This is a genomic window from Myxococcus guangdongensis, from assembly GCF_024198255.1.
Taxonomy (GTDB): Bacteria; Myxococcota; Myxococcia; order Myxococcales; family Myxococcaceae; genus Myxococcus; species Myxococcus guangdongensis.
Window position 1 is genome coordinate 377,356 of sequence record NZ_JAJVKW010000010.1, and the last position, 21,022, is coordinate 398,377.

Consider the following 21,022-nt stretch of genomic DNA (forward strand, 5'->3'; position numbering starts at 1 on the left):
ACGGTATGCGCAAGGCGCTCTGTGCGGTCGCGACGTTGATGCTGTGGGCCTGTGGTGGCGCGAGCGGGAGCTCGCAGGTGAAGCAGGAGGGCTTGTCGTTGGCCGCCGAGGCGGGTGACACGCGAGGCACGTTCGTGAAGGACGGCGGCGCGGTGTCGTTCGTGGCGCTCGAGGTGGAGCCGGGGGTCTACCGGTTGGAGGTGCGGCTGCGCGAGATGACGCTCGCGGGGTTGTTGGACCCGGCCAGTGGTGTGTCGACGATGGATGGCTTCGCGGACGAGGGCGCGGCGGACACGCAGCTGACGGACGCGGACCGGGAGCTGCTCGAGGCGCTCTATGCGGCGCTGAACGCCGAGCTGCCCGCGGGTGACGCGGCGGCGCCGGAGGCGATGTACCTGAGGCGCGCGGTGGGCCTGTGGGCGCAGCATCCCTCCACGGTGGAGCTCCAGCGCACGGTGATGGGCGAGCAGGGGCGCGGCTACACGATGTTGTGCAGCTATGCGCGCTGCAACGGCAAGTTCACGGGGAGCTGCGGGGGTGTGTACAACTGGTACTCGTACGCGAAGCACGACTGCAACAAGGGTGGCTTCGACTTCGCGGGCAACCAGCAGATCGCGCAGCTGGGCGACCACACGTCGTGCAACGGGGATGAGTTCTACCTGAGCGGGAGCACGTGGCTGTGCGGCGAGCCGGACCACTGGTCGCGTCCGAAGGTGATGGGCAACTGCTTCGGCCGGTGTGGTGGGAGTTGTGGTGGTGACACGCAGTACACGTTGGACGCGACGAACCACGATGGCTGCGTGCGCAACGGCCACATGTTGGCGAGCGCGTGGTGTGATGACCAGTTCGTGTCGGCGGCGGACGACGAGCTGTTCGCCTCGAACTGCTACTGAGCCATGCGTGTGAGTCGTGACGTGGGGATGTGGGTGGGCGGGGCCGTGTTGGCCCTGCTCGCGTGTACGTCATCCGCCTCGAAGACGGAGGCGGCGGAGGCGACGGTGACGCGCTTCTTCGAGGCCTTGCCCTCGGGGGACTGCGCGGTGCTGGGGCCGATGCTGGCCACGGGAGGGAGCATGCGGCCGTGCGAGGAGGCGGTGTCGGAGATGCATGCGCACGGATTGATGCTGGTGGGTATTGTGGAGTCGAAGCTGGACGGCCGGGATGCGGACGTGGTGCTGGTGCGGGCACGGGTGGCGAGGGATGGGAATGTGGGCAAGGAGCCGTGGCTGCTCCGGGTGGAGCGGCAGGGCGGTGGCTGGCGCGTGCGATTCTGACGAGGGCGGGTGATGAAGACTCGATACCGACTGATGCTGGCGGCGGCGGTGGTGCTCGTCGTGGCCGTGGGGGTGGGGTTGATGGGGCAGGGGACGCCCCCGGCTTCGCGCAGTGTCGAGCAGGCCGAGCTGGTGCCGGTGCCCATCCCGTCGTCGCCCGAGGCGCGCGCGGTGGAGGGGGCTGGGCCCGAGCGGGTGGTGCCCGGTGGGGAGGCGACGCCTCCGGCGACGGTGGTGGCGTTGGGGCCCGGGGATGTGGCGCCGGAGCCGGAGGTGGCGAACCCGCCGCCGCAGCAGAACGACGAGATTGTTCCGGAGCAGCCGCAGACGGCGCAGTGGAAGTTGGAGAAGACGAAGCACATCACGGCGGTGTTGGGGCGTGACGTGGAGCGGCTGGAGCGCGAGCGGGAGCTGGCGGAGTCGCGTGGGGACCTGGAGCGGGTGCGGCAGACGGAGATCCTCATCCAGCGTCACCGTGGTCGGCTGGTGAGCCTGGGTGAGGAGATCCAGGCGCTGAGCAAGGAGGCCGCGGCGGAGGCCACGCGGCAGTGACGCCCGCGGCGACTCGAGGATGGAGGGTATGACGCGCGGAGCGTGGCTCCTCCTGCTCGCGATGGGGCTTGCGTGTACTCCTGTCACGGAGGACCGAGCGACCTGGGGCGAAGGGGTGTCGCGAGTCGTGGAGGGGACTCCTGCCCCGGAGGATGTGGCCACGGTGGCGTTGCTCGCGCGGCGCACGCGGTGCAGTGAGCCGTCGCCGTTGTTGCTGTGCTCGGGTGTCCTCATCGCGCCGGACGTCGTGCTCACGGCGGCGCACTGCCTGGACCTCTTCGGGCCCGAGGGTGCGCACGAGGTCTTCCTCGGCCGGGAGTTGATGCCGAGGCCGAGTGAGGAGGGGCGCTTCGTGCGGGTGGCTCGCGCGGTCATCCATCCGCGCTATGAGCCGAAGACCCATGCGTACGACGTGGCGCTGCTGCGGCTCGCGAGCCCGGTGAATGTGGCTCCCGCGCAACTGCCCTCGGCAGTGGTCCCGATGCCCGGCGAACGGGTGCGCGCGGTGGGCTATGGCGACACGAAGGATGTGGATGAGCCCGCGGGGCAACGACGCCAGGGAGTGCTGAGCGTGACGGGCGTCGAGCCCACGTTGTTCCGGGCGGGACCGTCACCCGGCATGAGCTGCGTGGGAGACAGTGGCGGGCCGGTGTTCGCCCGTGACGACGCGGGGCGAGACGTGCTCGTGGGCATCACGGTGAGTGGTGACGTCGCCTGTCGGGAGGAGGCGGTCAACGTGCGCGTGGACGCGTTGATGGGCGACTTCATCGAGCCCTTCCTTGCGCTGCCAGCGCCTGCGCAGGGCTCGACGCTCTCTCCGGAGGCTCTGTGCCTGGAGGACTGTGAGAACGACGCCCAGTGCCCTTCCGGGCTCGCGTGCGTGGTCACGGAGGGGATAGGCCGGTGCCTGCTGCCTGCGCTTCGCGAGGGTGACTTCGGAGCCTCCTGCACCGAGGACGTGGCCTGTGGGGTGGGTGGTCTCTGTGCGCGTCTGGAGCCGGAAGGAACGGACGCCTGCCGTTGCTTCACGCCCTGCACTCCGCCACCTCCGGACCCTGAGCCACCTGGAGCACCTTCTGCAGGCGGTTGTTCCTCCGCACCAGGGCTCGCACTCCTCGGCATCCTGCTGCTCGCGGGGGTCGTGCGGCGTCCTTGGCGGGCCGAGTTTCCGGTTTAAGTGCCTGAAATCACGACAGGTTCTCTTGTTTTAGAGAGCTTTCATTCCGAGACTCGTTATTTAAACAGAGGGCCCTTTACTTAAATAAAGGGCCTTGGATACTGAACGCATGTTCGACACCTCTGCAGGAGCTTCCCGCCTGGGTCGGTTCGTGGAGACGACGGTCGCTGGGGAGCACGTGCGCGCGTTCGTTCCACCGTCCTTGCCGCCAAGCCCGGCGATCGACGTCTTGGGATTGTTGGAGCGGCTCAGCCTGGCCGAGCGTTCGTTGGGTCGCCTCGATGGCATCACCGTACTCCTGCCCCGTCAGGAGTTGTTCCTCTACATGTACGTCCGCAAGGAGGCAGTGCTCTCCTCGCAGATCGAGGGAACCCAGTCGACGCTCTCCGACCTGCTCCAGTTCGAACTGGGGGCTCAGGAGGGGGCACCCATCGATGATGTTCGTGAGGTCTCCAACTACGTCGACGCGATGATGTACGGGCTCGAGCGGCTCGAGAAATTGCCCCTCTCCCTCCGGCTTGTCCGCGAGCTGCACGAGCGGTTGCTACGGAGCGGACGCGGAGGAACGAAGGACCCGGGGGAGTTCCGTCGTTCGCAGAACTGGATTGGTGGGACTCGACCTGGAAACGCCTTGTACGTCCCGCCTCCTGTCACGGAGCTCGATGGCTGCCTGGCTTCGCTCGAACTCTTCATGCATGAAGAGCAGTCCAGGTTGCCGGCGCTCATCAAGGCGGGTCTGCTGCATGTGCAGTTCGAGAGCATCCATCCGTTCCTCGATGGAAACGGCCGGATAGGACGGCTCCTCGTGACGCTCTACCTGTGTGCGCGAGGAGTGCTCCGCAAGCCGCTGCTCTACCTGAGCCTCTACTTGAAGACGCATCGAGCGGACTACTACCGACTGCTCCAGGAGGTTCGCGAGAGAGGGGCTTGGGAAGCATGGCTCGAGTTCTTTCTCGATGGCATCGAGAAGACCGCGAACCAGGCGTTCGATGCCGCCACCCGCATCGTCGAGCTGTTCAAGCGCGACCGTGAGCGCATCACGACCCACGGCGAGCGGGTGGGCTCCGCGCTCCGGGTGCACGACTTGTTGCAGGAACATCCCTACCTGACGTCGAATCAGCTCGTTGAGCGGACGGGACTGACCTCCCCCACGGTGAATGCGGCCCTGGTGGATTTGGAGCGCCTGGACATCGTGAAGGAGGTCACTGGGCGCAAGCGAGGTCGCGTCTTCGCGTACCGCGGCTATCTGGAGATCTTGAACGAAGGGACGACGCCTTTGTCGTGAGTCTGCTGCTCGCGGGAGTCAAGCGGCGGCGCTGATTTTCTCTCGAAGTTCACTGGGCCGAAGGGCCATTTTTCGAGCGAAGAAGCTCGGTCCCGAGCCGCGTGTCTGGTATTGTCTGGAGGTGCAAAACAGCGGAGAGGAATTGCGGCGGGCCATCCGCCGACGGCCAGCAATGTACGTCGGCGACACCATGGAATTCGGCCTGGGGCAGCTCGTCGAGGTCCTGCTGTTGCTGGGGTTCCTCGGCGCGCGGAATGGGGATGTGCGGGACATCTCCGTGGAGCTGCTGGCGGATGGCGCCTGTCGCGTCACCTTCGACGACTGGCCCTGGCCCTCCGGGTCCAGGGAGTCGGCCCGGTCGAGCCTCGAGCGCTGGTTGTCTTTCGAGGGCTTCGACTGGAGCGCGCCACCTCCACTGGGCTTGCCCCGAGGCGTCATCTCGCTGCCTCCCTACGTGGAGCTGGGGCTGGTCAATGCGCTCGCGTCCCGTCTGGAGGTCATCGCGTGGGAGGGTGCCCACCATTGGCGGCGCAGTTACCGTGAAGGGCTCGCGGAGCCGGAGTCCTCGAGGAGCTTGGTGGACGCGTCCCCTCCACGCCTCACGGAGCAGGGGCTGTGCATCACGTTCACCCCGGATGCTTCCATCTTCGAGCCTGGTGCTCGCATGCGCTCACAGCACATCCTGGAGCGGCTCCAGGTCCTCTCGGCCCTGCACCCAGGCGTCACCTGGCGCCTGCGAGATGTCCTCGTGGGCCGCGAGAGCTGCTTCCACCGGACGCGAGGCCTCGCGGACCTATGCGACGAGCGCGTGGACTCCCGCGGGCTTCTATCGCCGCCGTGGAGCTTCGAGGGCCAAGTGGGGTCGACCCAGGTGGGCCTCGCTCTCCAGTGGGGGGACTCCAAGGGGGCCGGAGTGCAGTCCTGGGCGAACATCCATCGCTGTTACGAGGGCGGAACCCACCACCAGGGGCTCCATCAAGGCCTGCGCAAAGCGCTGCGCTCCAGGATGAAGGCGCGAGGTTCCAGCCAGGGGGCCTTGTCGTTCCCCGACGCGGCCCTGGTTGCCCACCTCACGGCGGTGCTCAGCATCGGTTTGCCCGAGCCCGTCTGGAAGGGCCCCACCCGGACCCAGATCGCCAATCCCGAATTGAAAGAGGACGTGGCCCAGCTGGTCGCGACCTGGTTGGAGGCCGCGCTCGCCCAGGACTCAGAGGTGGAGGCCCAGATTCTGGCGCTGTCGGGAGCCCCCTTGAATGCACTCCGACCCTGACTCAATTGGCAGCCAGATTCGCCGACGGCCGGGGATGTACGTCGGCGACACCGGGATGTTCGGTCGGAGCTCGCTCGTCGAACTCCTCCTGATGCTGGGGTTCGTCGCGGCCAGGGACGGCGGTGCGCGGGAGATCTCCGTCTCGCTGCGCACGGATGGCTCCTGCCGCTTCTGTGTCGGGCTCTGGCCGTGGAAGCTCTCTGGTGGCGCCTCCTTCGCTCAGCTCGAGACGTGGCTCGCCCCGACGGCGGCCTTCGTGGAAATGGATGGGGACCTGGGGACGCTCTGTGCGCTCTCCTCTCCGCTGGACGTCATCGCCTGGACCGAGGACGACACCTGGTGTCGTCGCTACCGCGAAGGACTCGTCGAGCAAACCCTCGCGGACGACACCACTCCACGAGCGTCGAAGTCCGGGCTGTGCATCACCTTCACGCCGGATGCCTCCCTGTTCGAAGCGCCCCCTTGCTTCGACGTGCCGCGCCTGCGAGAGCGCATTGAGGCGCTGTCCGCCTTTCATCCAGGAGTCACCTGGACGCTGCGGGACGAGGCCACTGGCACCGAGGCGCGATTCCTTCGGGAAGAAGGGCTCGCGGATTTGTGTCGGGACCTCTCGCCGTCTCCGCTCGGCCCCTGGAACCCCCTGAGCTTCGAGGCCGAGGTGGGCACGACGAAGCTCCGGCTCGCGCTCGTCTGGACGGAGGGCCCGGGGCGGGGATTGATGTCGTGGGCGAACCTCTTTTCGCGCAACGATACCGGGCCTCATCGCGTCGGATTCCGTCAGGGGATGCGTGAGGCCCTCTCCGCGTGCCTGAGGCGCCGAGGTGCCGGAGCGCGAGCCCAGCGCTTCGACGCCACGGCCTTGTTCGCGCACCTCACCGCCGTGCTCGATATCCAGGTGGAGAAGACGGACTGGTACCTGCTGACCCGAGAGCGGGTCGCCAGCGAGGAGGTCCAGGCCACGGTCGCGCGGCTCGTCGCGCAGTGGGTGGAGCAGGCGCTCGCAGCGGACCCGCGGCTGGAAGTGTTCGTCTTGAAGCTCGCGGGGCTTCCTGCCCGCTGAAACCCATTCATGACCTCGGGGCCCCCACCTCACCTGGCCACAGCCAGGGAGCGAGGACCTCGATGGAATGAGGACCTTAGTATGGAGCATGAGTTCTCTGTCGAAGACTGGCACCGCATGATTCGTCGGCGCCCCGGGATGTATGTCGGAGGCCTGGACGCGTTCGGGCTAGGCATGTTCCTGGAGCACCTCCTGGTGCTCGGGTTCAACGCGGGCAGGCTGGGACGCGTGCGCAACGTCTGCGTGGACCTGCTCGCGGACGGTGCATGTCGCCTCTCCCTCGATGGCTCACCGTGGCCGCTGCCTCCCTGGACCGCGCCCCTCGCGAGCCTCGAGCCGTGGCTCACGGTCGACGCGTTCGCGTCCAAGTCGGTCCTCGTCCCTGTTGCGCCGGGCATTCCCTCGGGCATCCATTGTCGGGACTCGGAGGTGTACCTCGGCGCCATCAACGTCCTCTCCTCGCGGTTCGACGTCGTCGCGTGGTCGAAGGGGCAGACGTGGCGGCGTCGCTACCGGGAAGGCCGCGCCGAGGAGGACGTGCTCCCGCTCTCGGTGAGCGACATCTCGGAGTCGGGGCTGTGCATCACGGCCACTCCGGATGACTCGCTCTTCGAGTCACCGTGCCGCTTCTCCTGGCGCTGGCTCCAGGAGCGCGTCCAAGCCCTGTCGGCGTTCCACGCGGGCGTGTCCTGGACTCTTCGGGACGAGTCCACGGGCACAGAGGCGCGCTTCCTCCGTGAGCATGGACTCGCGGACCTGTGCGCCGAGCTCGCGGACACCTCGTTCATCCGAGAGCCCTGGACCTTCGAGGGACAGGTGGAGGCAGTGTGGCTCCGGGTCGCGCTCGGCTGGAGACATCGTCCGAGCCGAGGTCTGTCGTCCTGGGTGAATCTCCAGCGCTGTCTGGTGGGTGGACCGCACCATCGGGGATTCCTCGTGGGGATGCGCAGGGCGTTCGTCTCGCGCCTGCGGCGCCTGGGCCGTGAGCGCGATGCGCAGACCTTCTCGGACGGAGCGTTGCTCGAACACCTCACGGGTGTGCTCGACCTGCGCGTCGCGCCGGACATCCTGGGCAATCCCCACAAGCGGGTGTTCGCCCCGTCCGAGGTCGAGGCCCCCGTCGCGCGGCTCGCGGAGGACTGGGTGACGCGTGCGCTCACTGAGGACCCGGAGCTGGAGGCCACGTTGTTCAAGTTCGCGGGGTGCGAACCCGCTGGAGGGAACGGGGCATGAAGAGCGATGGAGAAGAGCTGCGGCGGAGCATCCGCCTGCGACCGTCGATGTGCATCGGCGGCGTGGGCACTTCGGGGCTTCAGTCTCTCGTGGAGCCCTGGCTGTTGCTGGGATTCATGGGGCGCGGTGAGGGCAGCGCTCAGGACGTGTCCGTGGACCTGCGCGCGGACGGCTCCTGTCGAATCGCATTCGAGGGCTGGCCCTGGTCCGCTCCGTTCGGGGAGAAGTCCTTCGAGGACCTCTCGAGGTGGCTCACGTTCGACGGTTATGATTGGCAGGCACGTCCCCCCAATCAGGAGGTTCCTCTCGGAGTCCTCCGGCAAGGCCCCGGTGTGGACCTGGGCCTCGTCAACGCGCTCTGCTCCTCATTGGAGGTCATCGCCTGGGGTGGCGGTCGGACCGGGCGCCTTCGCTCGTTTCCCTGCCCACTTCATCCTGGAGCGGATGCGTGACCTCTCCGCCCTGGAGACGGGAGGGGGGTGGTGTCTGCGGGACGAGGTGTCTGGCGCGGAGACCCGGTTGCGCCGTCCCCGAGGTCTCCCGGACCTGTGTGACGAGCTGTCGAAGCAGTGGGGCTTCCTTCCCCATCCCTGGAGCTTCGAGGGACAGGTAGGACAGACGCGGGTCCGGCTCGCGCTCCAGTGGTGCTCCTATCAGCACAAGGTGATGCGCTCCTGGGTGAACCTGCGCTGGGCGTCCGAAGGGGGCACCCACCTCCAAGGGTTCCGACTGGGGCTGCGCAAGGCCTTGCGTGCGAGGCTCAATGCGCGAGCGCCTCAGCAGGAGGCCTCACTCCCCTCCGACGAGGAGCTGGAGCAACACCTCACGGTGGTGCTCGACCTGCGACTGTCGGAGCCTGTCTGGCATGGGCCCAGCGGCACGAAGCTCACCAACCCCGAGACGAAGTCAGAGGTCGCGTGGCTCGTCGCCGGCTGGTTGGAGAAGGCACTCGCGGACAACTCCGCGATGGAGGACCGGGTGCTGTCGACGCTGGGCCTGCTCAGGAGCAAATCGCACGACCTCGAGTGAGCTCGCACCCGGTTCGAGCAGAACCGGGGAGCCACCATCACGAGGAAGAAGAATGAGCGCGCCCGAGTGAGGAAGCCGGAATCTCTGATTACGAGTCAGGTGCCGCACCCGCGGCGTCACCCCCATGAGAGTGGAGGTGGACGGAGTTGAACCGTCTTGAGGAGCGTGTAGGACCTTCTCGAACGGGCGCGCTCGAAGCAGAGGGACGGTAATGCCTCACCGTCCCTGACGGCCCACCCCTCACCCACAGGTACCCGAGGGGCCACACGTCTCCGGAGGGATGCAGACGGCGGCGCAGTTGTTGGGCGAGGGGCACGTGCCGCAGTACACCGAGCGGTGTTTGCCGCACGAATCGACGGCCATCACTTGTCCGCAGGAGCCGAAGCTCCGCATGCACAGCGCCGCGTCCGGCTCGCCCTTGCAGGTGGACAGGGTGGACTCGTGCGGGCTCTTCGTGGGCGAGGGGCGCGCAGCATTGGACTTCCGCACGGCACCGCAGGCGCACAGCATCAACACGGGCAACAGGAAGAGGCGCTTCATCATCAGGACCTCGTGCATGAGGAGCACGGGCCACCCCCGCGCTCTTCTGGTGCAACCCCATGGCCCCCCGACTTGCGAACCCCACCCGTGTGGACCCAAAACCACACGCGAAGCTGGCTCACCCCTTGCTCTATACTTGGGGCTCTCACGCAGACTCCCTCCTCGCGTGGTCCACGGGCCACGCCTGAGTGGCCCCAGCGCCACACCCATGTCCTCGGCCATGACCCTGTTCTCCGTGTCGCGTCACCACGGCCTGTTGCCCGCCACGCTGTGCAGCGTCCTCGCCGTGGCCCTCCTGGCCCTCCGCCTCGACTGGAGCGAGCGCGCCAGCTTCGCCTTCCTCACCTGGAACCTGTTCCTCGCCTGGGTCCCCTATGTCCTGGCCCTGCTCGCGCGGGTGCTCATGGTGCGAGGCCATGGCCGTGGCTGGGTGCTGGCGCCGCTCGCCCTGGGGTGGCTCGCGCTGTTCCCCAACGCGCCCTACCTCCTCACCGACTTCATCCACCTGCACCAGCGGCCCGTCGTCCCGCTCTGGTTCGACGCGGCCCTGTTGGCCCTGTTCGCCGCCACCGGGTGGATGCTGGGCTTGTTGTCCCTGGAGGTCTGGAAGCAGTGGCTGGAGGAGCGCCACGGCCGTCGCACGGCGTGGGCCTTCGTCGGCGTCACCTCGCTCTTGTGTGGCTACGGCATCTACCTGGGCCGCGTGGAGCGGTGGAACAGCTGGGACGTGCTCGCGGACCCCTGGCGCCTGTTCGCGTCGATGGCCGCCCACCTGCGCGAGCCCTGGGCCTTCCCCTACCTGCCCCACCTCACCGTCTTCTTCGCCCTGGTGCTGCCCGTGTCCTACGTCGCCTTCGAGGCGTTCGTCCTCCGGCTGCGCCGCCAGCGCGCCACCCCCTGAGGCACGAACACCGCCCACGCTCCGGACAGGAGCGCGGACGGTGGGTTGTTGATGAGAGGGCCTTTGGAAGCGGCGCTCAGCCGCCGTGGATGCGCGAGCGTTTGCGCGGACCACCCCGGTGCTTCACGTTCATCTCGCTGGGCGCCTTCTTGCGTCCGTTGAGCGAGGTGCGCCGCCGGTTGCTCTTGGGTGCGTGCTCCTCCGCCGCTGGGCCCAGCGTCACGCGCGCCAGCGTCTTGGTTCGCCTGAGCGCCGCCGCCTCGTCCCGGGGCAACGTCTTGCGGCCCTTGGAGGCCTGCACGCTGGGCTGCGCCTCGCCGGCCGAGGCCACCCGCCGCTTGTTCTTCACTCCCGCCATTTTCGTCCGGACCGCCATGTCGCCCTCCTTCCCTGGAGAGGTAAGGACGGCTCCATGGCTTGTCCAACCCCTCCAGGGGCGGAGCCAGGGGCTCGACGCCCCACGCTCAACGTCCGCCTGGCAGCCCGTGTGGGCTTCCCCGAGGGAGTGGGCCCGGCCACGGGGTCGACCCGGAGCCGTGAGGCCCGCTGCCCTCGGCGAAAAGACGATGCGCCCTTACGTCGACGAGCGCTTGCCGCGCCGGGGAGGCCGCGTGCTGGTGGTCGTCTCGGGCGGGAACAGCCAGCCCTCCTCACTGTGGGAGGCGGTGTTCGTCTGGGTCGACTCGCTGGGCTCCAGGTGCTGGCCCCGGCAGCCGCGGCACCAGGACTGGGGACGGCGCTCGCCGCGCATCACGCGGAAGCCGAAGTCCTGCTCGGTGGGGCCCACGTGGTCGCAGCGCGGGCAGCGGCTCAGCGACGTGACGCCAATCTCCTTGGCCTTCTGGCGGCCATGCTCCACCACCAGCGCCAGCGCCGCGGCGAAGCCCAACCGCTTCTCGGAGGCGACGTGGAAACGACGGGCGCGCTTGCGCCCACCCCGGCCGAGTACGGGCATGAGGTCCATCCCCCCGAGCAGGTTGCGCTGCTCGAGCACACGCGACGACGAAGAGCTGTCCTGGGTTGATCGGCTCACCCGACAACTCATAGCGGAGGGGTCTGACACGCCCTTTCAGAGGGGAGATGCCTGCCTGCCCTTCATGTAACCCCTACTGAACGAAAATCCAGTGAGTCCGCGCACTTGGGCCTCCCCGAGAGCAGCCAGGCGAGCTCGGGGAGGCCTGGAGGGCCGCGGGGCTACTCGGCGTCGGCCATGCCCCCGCCGCTGTCGGTGGCGGGGAAGACGGGGGTGCCGCCGGGGAGGCTCGGGTCGTGCGGCAGGCTGCCTCGGGGGCTGCGCAGGTAGACGAAGGGCGTGGCGAACAGGAAGTTGGAGACGCGCGACGTGTAGATGTCCGCGTAGCGCTCCACCTGGCGGGCCAGGTGGCTCTTGTCGTTGCCGGCGCGGGTGAGCAGGCCCCAGATGGGGTTGGACAGCTCGGTGGCGGCGCGGGCCATGGGGCCCAGCTCCGCGTCCAGCGCCTCCAGCTCCTCGCGCAGCGTGCCCAGCTTCGCCACCAGCTCCTGCTCGGTGGGCGAGTCCGTGCGCGGGCCGTAGTCGGCGCGGCGGCGCTGCAGCTCCAGCCTCAGCTGGCAGCTGTCCCACTCCAGCCGCTCCTTGAGGACCATGCGCTCGGCGAGCCGGGCCTCGGTGGGGCGGAACGACGCAATCGCGCGCACCTCGTCCTCCAGCTCGCGCAGGATGAGCGCCGTGCGCCAGCGCAGCGCGCTCTTGGACACGTGCACGTCGCCGAACATGTGGTCGCCCACGTAGAGGACCTCGTCGCCGCTGATGCCCAGGTGGCGCTCGAGCTCCACGGCGCTGCCGCCGAAGTACGGCTTGCCCTCCTTGAAGGGCCCCGAGTGCGGACGCAGGAGCGCCTCGCCGTTGGTCTCCACCACCTCGAACAGCGCCGAGCGCGTGGTGAAGAACTCCGGCTTGCGCGCGGACACAATCACCACGTCGAACAGCTGCCGCCACGTCATGCCTGGGGGCAGGTGCTTGTCGAAGGCGAAGTGCATCATGGGCTCGGTGTAGGCCCACTCGCTGTTGGTGATGAGCAGCAGCTTCTTGCCCGCGTTGCGCTGGTCCAGCAGCGCCAGCGGCGTCTCCGGGTCGTCGATGACGTAGCGCTCCGGGTCCGCGATGATCTCCGCCTTGAGCCGGCCCTGCATGTGCGTGGCGTCCAGGTTCTTGCGCACGTGCTCGTAGAGGTCCGCGTAGCCCATGGGGCCGGGCAGCTGCCCCGCGTCCAGCCGGTCCACCAGCTGCGCGTAGAGGCACGCCTCCGACAGGGAGAAGAGCGTGTTGAGGAACACCCACCGGCGCTCGTGCAGGTCGATGACGACGTGCGAGTACTCGTCGCGCTGGGTGATGAAGTCCAGGGTGCGCGTGCCGTGCAGCGCCTTCTTCACGAACCCGAAGCGGTTGGCCTTGAGCAGGTTGCCCTTCTCCGTGTCGATGATGAGGCCGCGGATGGCGAGCGCCGGGTCGAACTGGAGGTCCCCCACGGGCCAGCCCTGCGCGACGAGCCTGTCCCGGATGTGCTCGTACGCGCGGCGCTCCCACGCCTCCACCCGGTAGTGGATGAGCGTGTAGTCCATGTCGTAGCCCACGGCCTTGATGGCGCGCAGGTTGAGGGTGCGGTTGCAGAACAGGCCCCGCTCGGGCGGGGGACCAGCAGGTTGCGAGCGCATAGGAGGCTTGGATTGCCCCGTCCGGAGGCAAAAGTCGATGCCTCTGTGCGGGCTCGTCCGCTGCCGCGCACCACCGGGGGGCGGTGGCCCCATTCCCAGGCGTGTCGGGTGCACGGCACTCGCCCCGGGGTGCGAGGGATGAAGCGTGACTTCCTTGACTAGTTTGCGCGACCCCTCAACCCCCTGAAGCGAGGTTCGTGCATGTCCTGGACGATTCGCGGTCTGTTGGTGAGCGCGCTGTTCATGGTGGGCTGTCAGCACGCGGCGCCGTCCGTCACGACGGAGCCGTCGACGCCGGTGGCGCAGAGCTGTGACGAGAAGCAGTCGGAGCTCTCGCGGGAGGCGGACCAGCGGGCCTCGCCGTACGGCATCGAGCAGCACCTGGAGAAGAACTTCCCGGAGGGCTCGGTGTCGTGGCTGATGAAGGATGCGCAGTATCAGCAGTACGTGGTGCAGCCGGGGGCGACGAACTTCGGGCGCTGTGACGACAGCGGCTGCTACCTGTTCGCGGCGCCCTCCTCGGTCATCCGTGACGCGGTGAAGAAGGCGACGTCGGGCGGGACGCATGACCCGGCGGTGCTCGGGCAGGCGCTGGGGCTGCCGGCGAAGAACTTCGAGGGGCCGCTGCGGATGATGACGTTGGACTTGCGCGCGGCGTCGCCGTGCGTGCGGCTGCCGATGGACAGCGACCCGGGTGCCTGGAAGTGCCAGTCCGAGCAGGACAAGGACTGCTTCAAGTTCGGGGGCTACACGTCGGGCGGGTTGCCGGAGGTCATGATCATCAACGCGCCGGTATCCCAGGCCGTGGTGACTGAGATTCCGTGAGCACGGAGCACGTCCTCCACCAGAGCCCCTTGCTCTACCGCGTGCTGCGCGAGGAGGGCGGGGGGCTGGTCATCGAGGTCGTCGTGGGTGGCGTCTCGATGACGGCGGTGCGCGTTCGCCTGACGACCGAGGAAGCGGAGGACTTCGGCCGTGAGGGCCCCTCGTACAGTGACAGGCTGGCCCGGGACATCATGGCGCGGCCCTCGTTCGGGGGGCGAGCTTACGATGCGCGCGGGTGAGCGGCACACGTGGGCCCGAGCCTCCTGACCGAGCGTGCGGGCGTTCCGAGGTGGGGTGCGCCGCAAGGGCTGCGGAGCCTTTCGGGGCACGCGCAAGGCTTGCGGCGGATCCGAGGCGTCGGGCGTGGAGCCCCCGTGGCATGGTTCCTGAACTATTCGTTCCCCATAATCTTCCTACTGGGGAGTGTGTCGCGGTGAGCGCGACCGCTGCGCCTGGCGGGGAGTCGCGGGAGGCGAAGATGGACAGTCTGGCTCGAGAGGCGCGTGACGCCCTGGTGCAGCGCGGCGAGCGGCTTCGGTCACGGACGCGTCCCGTGGCGGTCAGGGAAGCGGACGGGCCGCTGTCCGAGGCGGAGCGGAAGGAACTGCTCGACATCGAGGCGGCGCTCACCCGCATCGCGGTGGGACAGTTCGGGCGCTGCGAGCAGTGCGGAGGCGCCATGGGACGCCACCGCCTGCGCGCCATCCCGGAGGCCCGCTTCTGCATGACGTGCTCGGCCCTGTACCGGTGAGCCCACCCCGTCAAAGCTGGGGGAAGCTCACCGGGCCCAGGTGCAACGGAGGCGAGGTGGTGTCCTCGCGCAACTCGAGGAGGTAGTGGCCTCGGAGCTCCTGGGGTTTGGCCTCGGTCTCCAGGACGAGCATCACCTCTGTGTCCTTGTCTCCGAGCGGACGTGACTGCCAGACGAGCAGCTGTCGGACACGACGCCCCGAGGGCGTCACCAGGACGGCTTCGCGAGCGGTCCAGGGAGGATGCCCTCCGGCCGAGAAGAGCTTCAGCACCAGGGCGACCCGTGAGGTCGTGCGGTGTCCGTGCGCGGAGGTCAAGGTCGACAGCACGGGCGTGGCGGGCGCGACGATGGGACCGAGGACCTGTGTGGAGAGCCCTCGCTCATTCATGGCGCCGACGGCGTACAGCCTGCTGAATGCCCCGGACGGGGTGAGGGGCTGAGCGGGCGGCTCATGGGTGCTGGAGGCGGTCTCCACCTGTCCATGCATCCCGGCCTCGTGCACGGTGGGGTTCGAGGGATGGGCCAACGCGGAGGTGTCGGAGACGTGAGCCCACATGAGCCAGGCTGCGACCGGGAGGCGCCACGCCTCATTACCAGTCGTGCCCACGAATCTCCCGGAAGCGGTCCACGACACGCACGTCGATGAGATTGAAGATGACCGCGTGGTCCTCATCTCCACCAGGCAGTTTCTTCAATCCGACATCGCTGAACGTGTGGAACACCATGCACACCGGATACACCTCGTCTTTGACGCGGAGCTCGCGGATGCGGCCGTAGACGCGCTCGTTCGTGAAGATGATTTCGGTGACGAGTTGTGAGCCGCGAGGGACCTTCCCGATGGTGTGATGCACGTTCGTCATCAGGTGTCCCTCGCGAATGGTGATGTTCCGGTAGGGCGTTCCGAAGTTCTCGCCGATGGAGCCCTTGAACTGGTCCTCCTGCTCGAACCCGAAGCGCTCGGCGGTCTCCTTCGCGCCGGCGGGACACGGGGTCTCGGGAGGAATGGGCCGATGCTGCACGTAGGGCGTGCTGCTGGAGCAGGCGAGCCCGGTGCAGGCCAGGGCCACCTTGGACAGACGGGCGAGTGAGGGCGCGCGAGGCTTCGCGGGTGGAGCGGGGGGCTTCATCACGGGAGTGGGGTCCTGGAGTGGCGGCGCCACGGGGGCGACGGTCACGGGGATGGGATTCGCTCGGGGCGAATCCGTGACGGCCTCACTGTGATGCGAGTTCGCGTGTCTGGCTATTTTATGACCTTCCAGGGGGTCGATTTGATGGGTGACTCGTGGAGTTGTCTGTCTCCAGGTCTGGAAGAACCCCCCGCCGGCCAGGAGCAGGAGCACCGTGGACACGGCGAGCAACAAGGGGCGCGAGAGCCGGGTCCCCGGGTTCGGGGCCCGGGCCGGAGGTTTGCGCGGAGGCGCGGGTGTGTCCGTGCCGAAGAGTGGCGCGTCCCAGTGCTCGGAGGTGAAGCGGCCCGGAGCGAGGGTGGAGGCGAGCTCCGCGCCGCTCTGGAAGCGTTGCTCCGGGAGCTTCTCGAGGAGCCGCAGGATGATGGCGTCGAACTCGGGCGGGACGCGCGGGTTCAGCTCCGATGGGGCGACGGGTGGTTGCGAGGTGATGGCGGCGCACAGCACGTCGGCGGGCCAGTCCGGAGGGAACGGGTAGTGGCCCGTGGCCGCGCGGTAGAGGCACACGCCCAGGGCGTAGAGGTCATCGGTGGCGACGGACTGGTAGCGGGCGTCCGGGTGGCGCCAGTGACGCTGATGGAAGCGGATGGCCTCGGGGCTGCGCAGGTGTCGGGTGCCCGGAGGCAGGGGCCCCGTGGTCAGCGTGGGCGCTCCGGTGTACGCGCTCGCGCCCAGGTCGATGAGCACCGGGTCTCCCTCCGTGTCTCGCAGGAGGATGTGCTCCGGCTTGAGGTCCCGGTGCAGCACGTCCCCGGCGTGCAGGGTGTCCAGTGCCAGGGCCACTCGGCGGAAGGTCTCCGCCAACCGTCGGAAGGAAGGGTTGTGCTGGTCCGCCCAGACGTGGAGCGGTGGCCCGGATACCCAGTCCATGACGAAGTAGAAGTGACCGGTGACGATGTCCGGCCAGCGGCCACAGGCGTGGACCGCGACCACATTGGGATGGACCGCCCGGTCCAACAGGAGCGTGAGCTCGCGCAGGGCGCGGCCCTCGGTGGTGTGGCGAGTGAGCTTGAGGGCGAAGTAGCGGCCTGGCGAGTCCACCGGCTCCACGCGGTAGACGACGCCGTAGCCGCCCACGCCGAGTCTCTCGAGGATGCGCCAGCCTCCCGTCAGGACGAAGCCCGGGGGCAGGGCTTCCGGGGGCATCGACGATGGATGCGGGCTCATGGACGTCAGAGGTCTCCTGGACTCTGACGAATCTAGCAGGTTGAATACCCCTCGGGTGGCCTGCCGCCCTGGCCATCCCACGGGTCACCCAGGGGGCCGGGCGCGGGGCGCTCCTGGGGGACGTGTGTCAGCGGGGGCTCGATGTGAGCTCGCGCATCATCACGACCTTGGGGTAGGCGACGAAGAACCCCATGCGCTCCATGTTCCGCTGCGAGGGGCTCGCGGGCAGGGTGCTGCTCGACGCGAGGGTGCAGCCCTGGCGGGTGGCCCAATCGAGGCGGATGGAGATGAGGGCCTGCTGGAGTCCTCGGCCCCGGAAGCGCTCGCGCACGCCGGTGCCGGACAGGGTCGCCACGCCGTCGTGCACGGACACGGTGCCGCCTCCCGCGGGCTCACCGTCCACGAGCGCGAGGAAGCACGTGGTGCCGGGCATGGTCGCCGTGCCCAGCATGAGCGAGGACTCCTCGTCGGAGACCTCGTCACGTCCCATGAAGCCTTGGGCCACGGTGCGCGCGAAGACCTGGGCCTCACCGGGGTGGAGCGGACGAAGCTCGATGCCGGGCGCGGTGGGGAGAAGAGGGCTCGCGGGCAGGGCGCGCACGAAGACCTGCTGGAACTCACCCACGCGGTAGCCGCGACGAGCCAGCTCCTGGGCGAACGACGGGTCGGCGAAGGGGGGCAGGTCGACCTGGAGGAGCCCGCCCTGTTGTCCCAGGTGGGCTTCCACCTGGTCGAGGGACTCGGCGCTGACGGGGCCCGCGAGGCCGAGCGCGAGTGCCTGGGTGAGCGGTGAGTTGGCGCCGTTGAAAAGCGCGAGGCCGCCCGCGACCTCGAGGATGCCGTGCGTGGGCGTGGCGGCTCGGTTCTGCGCGGCCTGGGCCAGCTCCACGCGGCGGACCAGCGCGGCGTCCACGGTGGGGCGAGAGGAGGGGAGGGACATGGGGGCACCCTTGCTCACGTCGCGCCAGGGCGTCCATCAGGTTCCTGCTCCGACTATCGGGCTCGTGCGATTCGTCGAGTCCGGCACCTCTGCTGGACGGCCTGCGTTCGGAATCGCACCACGGCTACAAGCCAGTCGTTGGAATGACTCCGCAATGCAGAGTTCGACCTTCACCTATCGCACAAACTCCGCAGGAAGCTCCCAGGCAAAAACAACCACACACTCTGCTTCGCGCCCCGCCACCACGCGAAAGCTGCCTTCAGGAAACTCTGCGACATCCCCAGCGGCGAGCTGGGCGACCTGCGTGCCGAATTCCATCTGGCAGTGCCCCGCCAACACGTAGACCGTACCGGCCCGCATTTCGCCACCGATATCAGCCCCTGGCCAATACCGATTAACGCTCACCCGATACTTCTTCGCAGGCACGTGCAGCGCACGCACACTCTCTTCCGAGAGGGGTTTGCTGGAGAGTTCGGACCAGCGTCGCACCGTGACCTGTTTCGGTTCCATCATGCACCTCACTGCGGGAAGGTCATGCAGGGTGGCGCCCTTCATGGGACCACCGTTATCAGCCCCTCGGGGCGACCGGCCAACGGAGGAGAGGCGCCCTGGAGTCTGCCCTGTTTCGTCGGGGCGATTCACCGGACATCCGATGAAGTGGCCCCCAGGTTTCGACCCCATCGCGCACGGAGTCGTCATCCGCTGACGCGGCCGTGGCCCAGGCGAGCGAGAGCCCCCCTGGTGGCACCCCGCACCCACCCTGTCGTCCAGAGGCCGCCCGGCAGGCCACCCGCCGGGTGGGCGGAAAGAACCCGTGCACCCAGGCATGTCTACGGGTATAGACAACCCCTCATGTGTCCCATGGTGAAGACGGAAGACCTCATCGACGCCCAGGGAGTGGCCGGCCTGCTGCAACTGCGCCACACCAACAGCGTCAGCACCTATCTGCGCCGCTACCCGGACATGCCCCGCCCCATCCTGGACCTGGGCACCGGACGCCCACGCTTGTGGCTGCGTCCCCAGGTGCTGCGCTGGCTTCGTGCCCGCAGGTCCGACACGACTTCCATCGGAGTTGAGTGATGACCACCGCCATTCCCCGTACCCCTCCCGCTGTCCTGCCCGGCCCCAATGACACCTGTTGGTGCGGCAGCGGCACCAAGTACAAGAAGTGCCACCGTGGCGCCGACGCCGTCGAGGCGCGCAAGAAGGGCCCCGACGTCGCGCGCAAGGGCATCCGCCCGGGCATCATCAGCCCCCGCCGCGACGTCCCCCTGCACATCCCCCGCCCCGACTACGCCGTGTCCGGCCGCCCCCAGCGCCGCCCGAGCGACTCCGAAATCCGCTCGCCGGATGTCATCGCGCGCATGCGCAGGGCCTGCAAGGCCGCCGCGGAGGTGCTCCAGGAGGTCGCCTCCCACGTGCGCCCGGGCATCACCACCGACGAACTGGATGCCATCACCCACGAGGCCTACATCCGCCGGGGCGGCTACCCGAGCACGCTCAACTACCACGGCTTCCCCAAGTCCCTGTGCACCTCGGTCAACGAGGTCATCTGCCACGGCATCCCCGACAACCGCGCGCTGGAAGACGGCGACATCGTCAACCTGGACATCACCATCTACCTGGATGGCGTCCACGGCGACTGCTCGGCCACGCACTTCGTGGGCAAGGTGGACCCGGAGAGCGAGCGACTGGTGCGCGTCACCCGCGAGTGCATGGACGTGGGCATCGCCGCGGTGAAGCCCGGCCGGCCCATCAGCGACATCGGCCGCGCCATCGAAGACCACGCCACCAAGAACGGCGTGAGCGTGGTGCGCGCCTACTGCGGCCACGGCATCGGCGAGACGTTCCACACGTCCCTCCAGATTCCGCACTACTACGAGCCCGAGGCCGACACCCTCATGGAGCCGGGCATGATCTTCACCGTCGAGCCGATGATCAACCTGGGCGGCTGGGGCCACCGCACGTGGGACGACGGGTGGACCGCCGTCACCGCCGACGGCAGCCGCAGCGCGCAGTTCGAGCACACGCTGCTCGTCACCGAGCAAGGCCCCGACATCCTCACGGTGGCCTGAAGTCGCGTCAGCGCCCCACGGTGATGAGACCGTGGGGCGAAGCCACCGTGTGACGGGCGACAGTCCTCCACGGTGGGCGTCACAGGCAGGACGTCCCCTCGAAACCGCTCGGCTCGCCGCGCGCGTCTGACGCTATCCACGCGTTCCAGGCCCGAGGTCCCGAGAGGTACGCCGTGTCCCTCGACATCGCCGTCGACGCCGACCGTCTCAAGAGCGTCCAGGACGTCATCCAACTGCTGGAGGACTCCTTCCAGGTCGACTTCATCCCAGGCATCCTCAAGAAGCTGGACGAGAAGCTCCTCGTCGAGCGCGCGGCGTTCCGGACGAACACCCTCGCGCGGCGCTACGAGCTGGACGTCTACTTCGGGCTGAAGGGCCCCGAGGCGAGCTCCCGCTCCCCATTCCTCAAGGTGGGGATGTGCATCACCATCCAGCCGGAGGTCGCCGTGCGCGGCCGTCGCGAGGCGCGCTACGACGGCACGCTGGAGGTCCCCCTCACCCACGAGGCCATCACCCACGTGCCGTTCGCGCTCTACCTGCGACGCGCCACCCGGAGCGCGCTCACGACGCCTCCCTCGGAGTGAGCGCTCCCCCGCCGGTACAGGGTGAGAGCGTCGTCCCCAGGCAGAAGCGCGCGGACCTCAGCGCCTGCACCACCACCTGGCCTCCCTGGTCCAGGGGCACGCTGCCGCCGCGCTCCAGCACGTAGTCCCGAGGGTCCGACTCGAAGGTGAGCCAGAGCTGGCCTTCGGTACACGTGAGCAGCAGGCCCTCGTCCCCCTGGATGCGCTGGCTCCAGAGCGCGCCCTCGCGCAGCCCCTGGCCGCCCGGCTCCACGCTGGGACGAGCCTCGGGCTTCAGGTGATTCCACAGCGAGCTCCAGAAGCCTCGCCGCGACGACATGAGCTTCGACTCCATGGCACCACGACCTCCTCATGTCTCACCATGCGCTCCGTCAGGGAAACAGAACAGAGGCAGAAATCCGACATTGTGACCAGTACAGTTGAAGTCCAAGGAACTGTACCGGTCCGTCCGGTGGGCAGGTGTGTCTGGGCAGCGGAG

General features: G+C 68.4%; 26 protein-coding genes. 17 read left to right on the forward strand and 9 right to left on the reverse strand.

The features are described from left to right. The first annotated feature begins 5 nt into the window (after positions 1-5). From LXT21_RS29200 to LXT21_RS29245, 10 genes are all read left to right on the forward strand, one after another. The gene (locus LXT21_RS29200; RefSeq protein WP_254041477.1) at positions 6-893 is read left to right on the forward strand and encodes a hypothetical protein; all 888 of its coding nucleotides are present in this window, start codon (positions 6-8) and stop codon (positions 891-893) included. A 3-nt stretch (positions 894-896) separates the two neighbouring features. Next, the gene (locus tag LXT21_RS45245) at positions 897-1,274 is read left to right on the forward strand and encodes a type I phosphoribosyltransferase (protein ID WP_267145426.1); all 378 of its coding nucleotides are present in this window, start codon (positions 897-899) and stop codon (positions 1,272-1,274) included. A gap of 12 nt (positions 1,275-1,286) precedes the next feature. Then, positions 1,287-1,826, forward strand: a complete 540-nt coding sequence (locus LXT21_RS29210) for a hypothetical protein (RefSeq protein ID WP_254041478.1) — start codon at positions 1,287-1,289, stop codon at positions 1,824-1,826. A gap of 28 nt (positions 1,827-1,854) precedes the next feature. After that, positions 1,855-3,003, forward strand: a complete 1,149-nt coding sequence (locus LXT21_RS29215; protein WP_254041479.1) for a S1 family peptidase — start codon at positions 1,855-1,857, stop codon at positions 3,001-3,003. Between the two features lie 109 nt (positions 3,004-3,112). Then, positions 3,113-4,288, forward strand: a complete 1,176-nt coding sequence (locus LXT21_RS29220) for a Fic family protein (protein WP_254041480.1) — start codon at positions 3,113-3,115, stop codon at positions 4,286-4,288. 190 nt (positions 4,289-4,478) lie between these two features. Next, positions 4,479-5,558: a DNA topoisomerase subunit B gene (locus tag LXT21_RS29225; RefSeq protein WP_254041481.1), complete on the forward strand. Its 1,080-nt coding sequence runs from the start codon at positions 4,479-4,481 to the stop codon at positions 5,556-5,558. Then, positions 5,542-6,618 carry a DNA topoisomerase subunit B gene (locus LXT21_RS29230; protein ID WP_254041482.1) on the forward strand — a complete coding sequence of 359 codons (1,077 nt, stop codon included), beginning with the start codon at positions 5,542-5,544 and terminating at the stop codon, positions 6,616-6,618. The genes LXT21_RS29225 and LXT21_RS29230 overlap by 17 nt, the downstream gene beginning before the upstream one ends. A gap of 117 nt (positions 6,619-6,735) precedes the next feature. Beyond that, positions 6,736-7,851, forward strand: coding sequence for a DNA topoisomerase subunit B (locus tag LXT21_RS29235; protein ID WP_254041483.1), 1,116 nt, complete (start codon positions 6,736-6,738; stop codon positions 7,849-7,851). Further along, positions 7,848-8,303 (forward strand): hypothetical protein, encoded by a 456-nt coding sequence (locus tag LXT21_RS29240; RefSeq protein ID WP_254041484.1) that lies wholly within the window; start codon positions 7,848-7,850, stop codon positions 8,301-8,303. The genes LXT21_RS29235 and LXT21_RS29240 overlap by 4 nt, the downstream gene beginning before the upstream one ends. Next, positions 8,296-8,880, forward strand: a complete 585-nt coding sequence (locus LXT21_RS29245) for a TopoII/MutL transducer domain-containing protein (RefSeq protein WP_254041485.1) — start codon at positions 8,296-8,298, stop codon at positions 8,878-8,880. Before LXT21_RS29240 ends, LXT21_RS29245 begins: the two co-directional genes overlap by 8 nt. A gap of 240 nt (positions 8,881-9,120) precedes the next feature. On the opposite strand, the gene LXT21_RS29250 is transcribed toward LXT21_RS29245, so the two are convergent. Beyond that, complete coding sequence (locus tag LXT21_RS29250) at positions 9,121-9,423, reverse strand: hypothetical protein (protein WP_254041486.1); 303 nt, start codon at positions 9,421-9,423, stop codon at positions 9,121-9,123. A gap of 217 nt (positions 9,424-9,640) precedes the next feature. On the opposite strand from LXT21_RS29250, the gene LXT21_RS29255 reads away from it, so the two are divergent. Continuing rightward, positions 9,641-10,321: a DUF1361 domain-containing protein gene (locus LXT21_RS29255; protein ID WP_254041487.1), complete on the forward strand. Its 681-nt coding sequence runs from the start codon at positions 9,641-9,643 to the stop codon at positions 10,319-10,321. A gap of 76 nt (positions 10,322-10,397) precedes the next feature. On the opposite strand, the gene LXT21_RS29260 is transcribed toward LXT21_RS29255, so the two are convergent. The 3 genes from LXT21_RS29260 to LXT21_RS29270 all read right to left on the reverse strand — a co-directional run bounded on the left by LXT21_RS29260 (position 10,398) and on the right by LXT21_RS29270 (position 13,015). Continuing rightward, positions 10,398-10,697: a hypothetical protein gene (locus LXT21_RS29260; protein ID WP_254041488.1), complete on the reverse strand. Its 300-nt coding sequence runs from the start codon at positions 10,695-10,697 to the stop codon at positions 10,398-10,400. Between the two features lie 198 nt (positions 10,698-10,895). After that, a complete protein-coding gene (locus tag LXT21_RS29265) occupies positions 10,896-11,354 on the reverse strand; it encodes a hypothetical protein (protein ID WP_223751222.1) in 459 nt (152 codons plus the stop codon). 161 nt (positions 11,355-11,515) lie between these two features. Beyond that, positions 11,516-13,015, reverse strand: a complete 1,500-nt coding sequence (locus tag LXT21_RS29270; protein WP_254041489.1) for an HAD-IG family 5'-nucleotidase — start codon at positions 13,013-13,015, stop codon at positions 11,516-11,518. Between the two features lie 201 nt (positions 13,016-13,216). Here LXT21_RS29270 and LXT21_RS29275 point away from each other — a divergent pair, with 201 nt between their 5' ends. The 3 genes from LXT21_RS29275 (at position 13,217) to LXT21_RS29285 (ending at position 14,591) form a co-directional block, all read left to right on the forward strand. Next, the gene (locus tag LXT21_RS29275) at positions 13,217-13,840 is read left to right on the forward strand and encodes a hypothetical protein (RefSeq protein ID WP_254041490.1); all 624 of its coding nucleotides are present in this window, start codon (positions 13,217-13,219) and stop codon (positions 13,838-13,840) included. After that, complete coding sequence (locus LXT21_RS29280) at positions 13,837-14,079, forward strand: hypothetical protein (RefSeq protein ID WP_254041491.1); 243 nt, start codon at positions 13,837-13,839, stop codon at positions 14,077-14,079. The genes LXT21_RS29275 and LXT21_RS29280 overlap by 4 nt, the downstream gene beginning before the upstream one ends. Positions 14,080-14,393: 314 nt before the next feature. Next, positions 14,394-14,591, forward strand: coding sequence for a TraR/DksA family transcriptional regulator (locus LXT21_RS29285; RefSeq protein WP_254041492.1), 198 nt, complete (start codon positions 14,394-14,396; stop codon positions 14,589-14,591). Between the two features lie 10 nt (positions 14,592-14,601). Here the strand turns inward: LXT21_RS29285 and LXT21_RS29290 are convergent, their stop codons facing one another. The 4 genes from LXT21_RS29290 to LXT21_RS29305 form a co-directional block, all read right to left on the reverse strand. Then, positions 14,602-15,147, reverse strand: a complete 546-nt coding sequence (locus LXT21_RS29290) for a DUF2381 family protein (protein WP_254041493.1) — start codon at positions 15,145-15,147, stop codon at positions 14,602-14,604. A gap of 34 nt (positions 15,148-15,181) precedes the next feature. Further along, positions 15,182-16,945, reverse strand: a complete 1,764-nt coding sequence (locus LXT21_RS29295; RefSeq protein WP_254041494.1) for a serine/threonine protein kinase — start codon at positions 16,943-16,945, stop codon at positions 15,182-15,184. A 127-nt stretch (positions 16,946-17,072) separates the two neighbouring features. Then, the gene (locus LXT21_RS29300) at positions 17,073-17,885 is read right to left on the reverse strand and encodes a GNAT family N-acetyltransferase (protein WP_254041495.1); all 813 of its coding nucleotides are present in this window, start codon (positions 17,883-17,885) and stop codon (positions 17,073-17,075) included. A gap of 174 nt (positions 17,886-18,059) precedes the next feature. Continuing rightward, positions 18,060-18,440, reverse strand: a complete 381-nt coding sequence (locus tag LXT21_RS29305) for a hypothetical protein (RefSeq protein WP_254041496.1) — start codon at positions 18,438-18,440, stop codon at positions 18,060-18,062. A 306-nt stretch (positions 18,441-18,746) separates the two neighbouring features. Between LXT21_RS29305 and LXT21_RS29310 the strand changes: the two genes are divergently transcribed. The 3 genes from LXT21_RS29310 to LXT21_RS29320 all read left to right on the forward strand — a co-directional run bounded on the left by LXT21_RS29310 (position 18,747) and on the right by LXT21_RS29320 (position 20,544). Continuing rightward, positions 18,747-18,965 carry a hypothetical protein gene (locus LXT21_RS29310; protein ID WP_254041497.1) on the forward strand — a complete coding sequence of 73 codons (219 nt, stop codon included), beginning with the start codon at positions 18,747-18,749 and terminating at the stop codon, positions 18,963-18,965. Continuing rightward, positions 18,965-19,960: a type I methionyl aminopeptidase gene (map, locus tag LXT21_RS29315; protein ID WP_254041498.1), complete on the forward strand. Its 996-nt coding sequence runs from the start codon at positions 18,965-18,967 to the stop codon at positions 19,958-19,960. Before LXT21_RS29310 ends, map begins: the two co-directional genes overlap by 1 nt. A gap of 173 nt (positions 19,961-20,133) precedes the next feature. After that, positions 20,134-20,544 carry a hypothetical protein gene (locus tag LXT21_RS29320; protein ID WP_254041499.1) on the forward strand — a complete coding sequence of 137 codons (411 nt, stop codon included), beginning with the start codon at positions 20,134-20,136 and terminating at the stop codon, positions 20,542-20,544. Here LXT21_RS29320 and LXT21_RS29325 read toward each other — a convergent pair. Next, entirely contained in the window at positions 20,522-20,878 is a 357-nt protein-coding gene (locus LXT21_RS29325; protein WP_254041500.1) for a DUF2917 domain-containing protein, read from the reverse strand. The two genes, LXT21_RS29320 and LXT21_RS29325, sit on opposite strands and share 23 nt — an antisense overlap. Between the last annotated feature and the right edge of the window lie 144 nt (positions 20,879-21,022).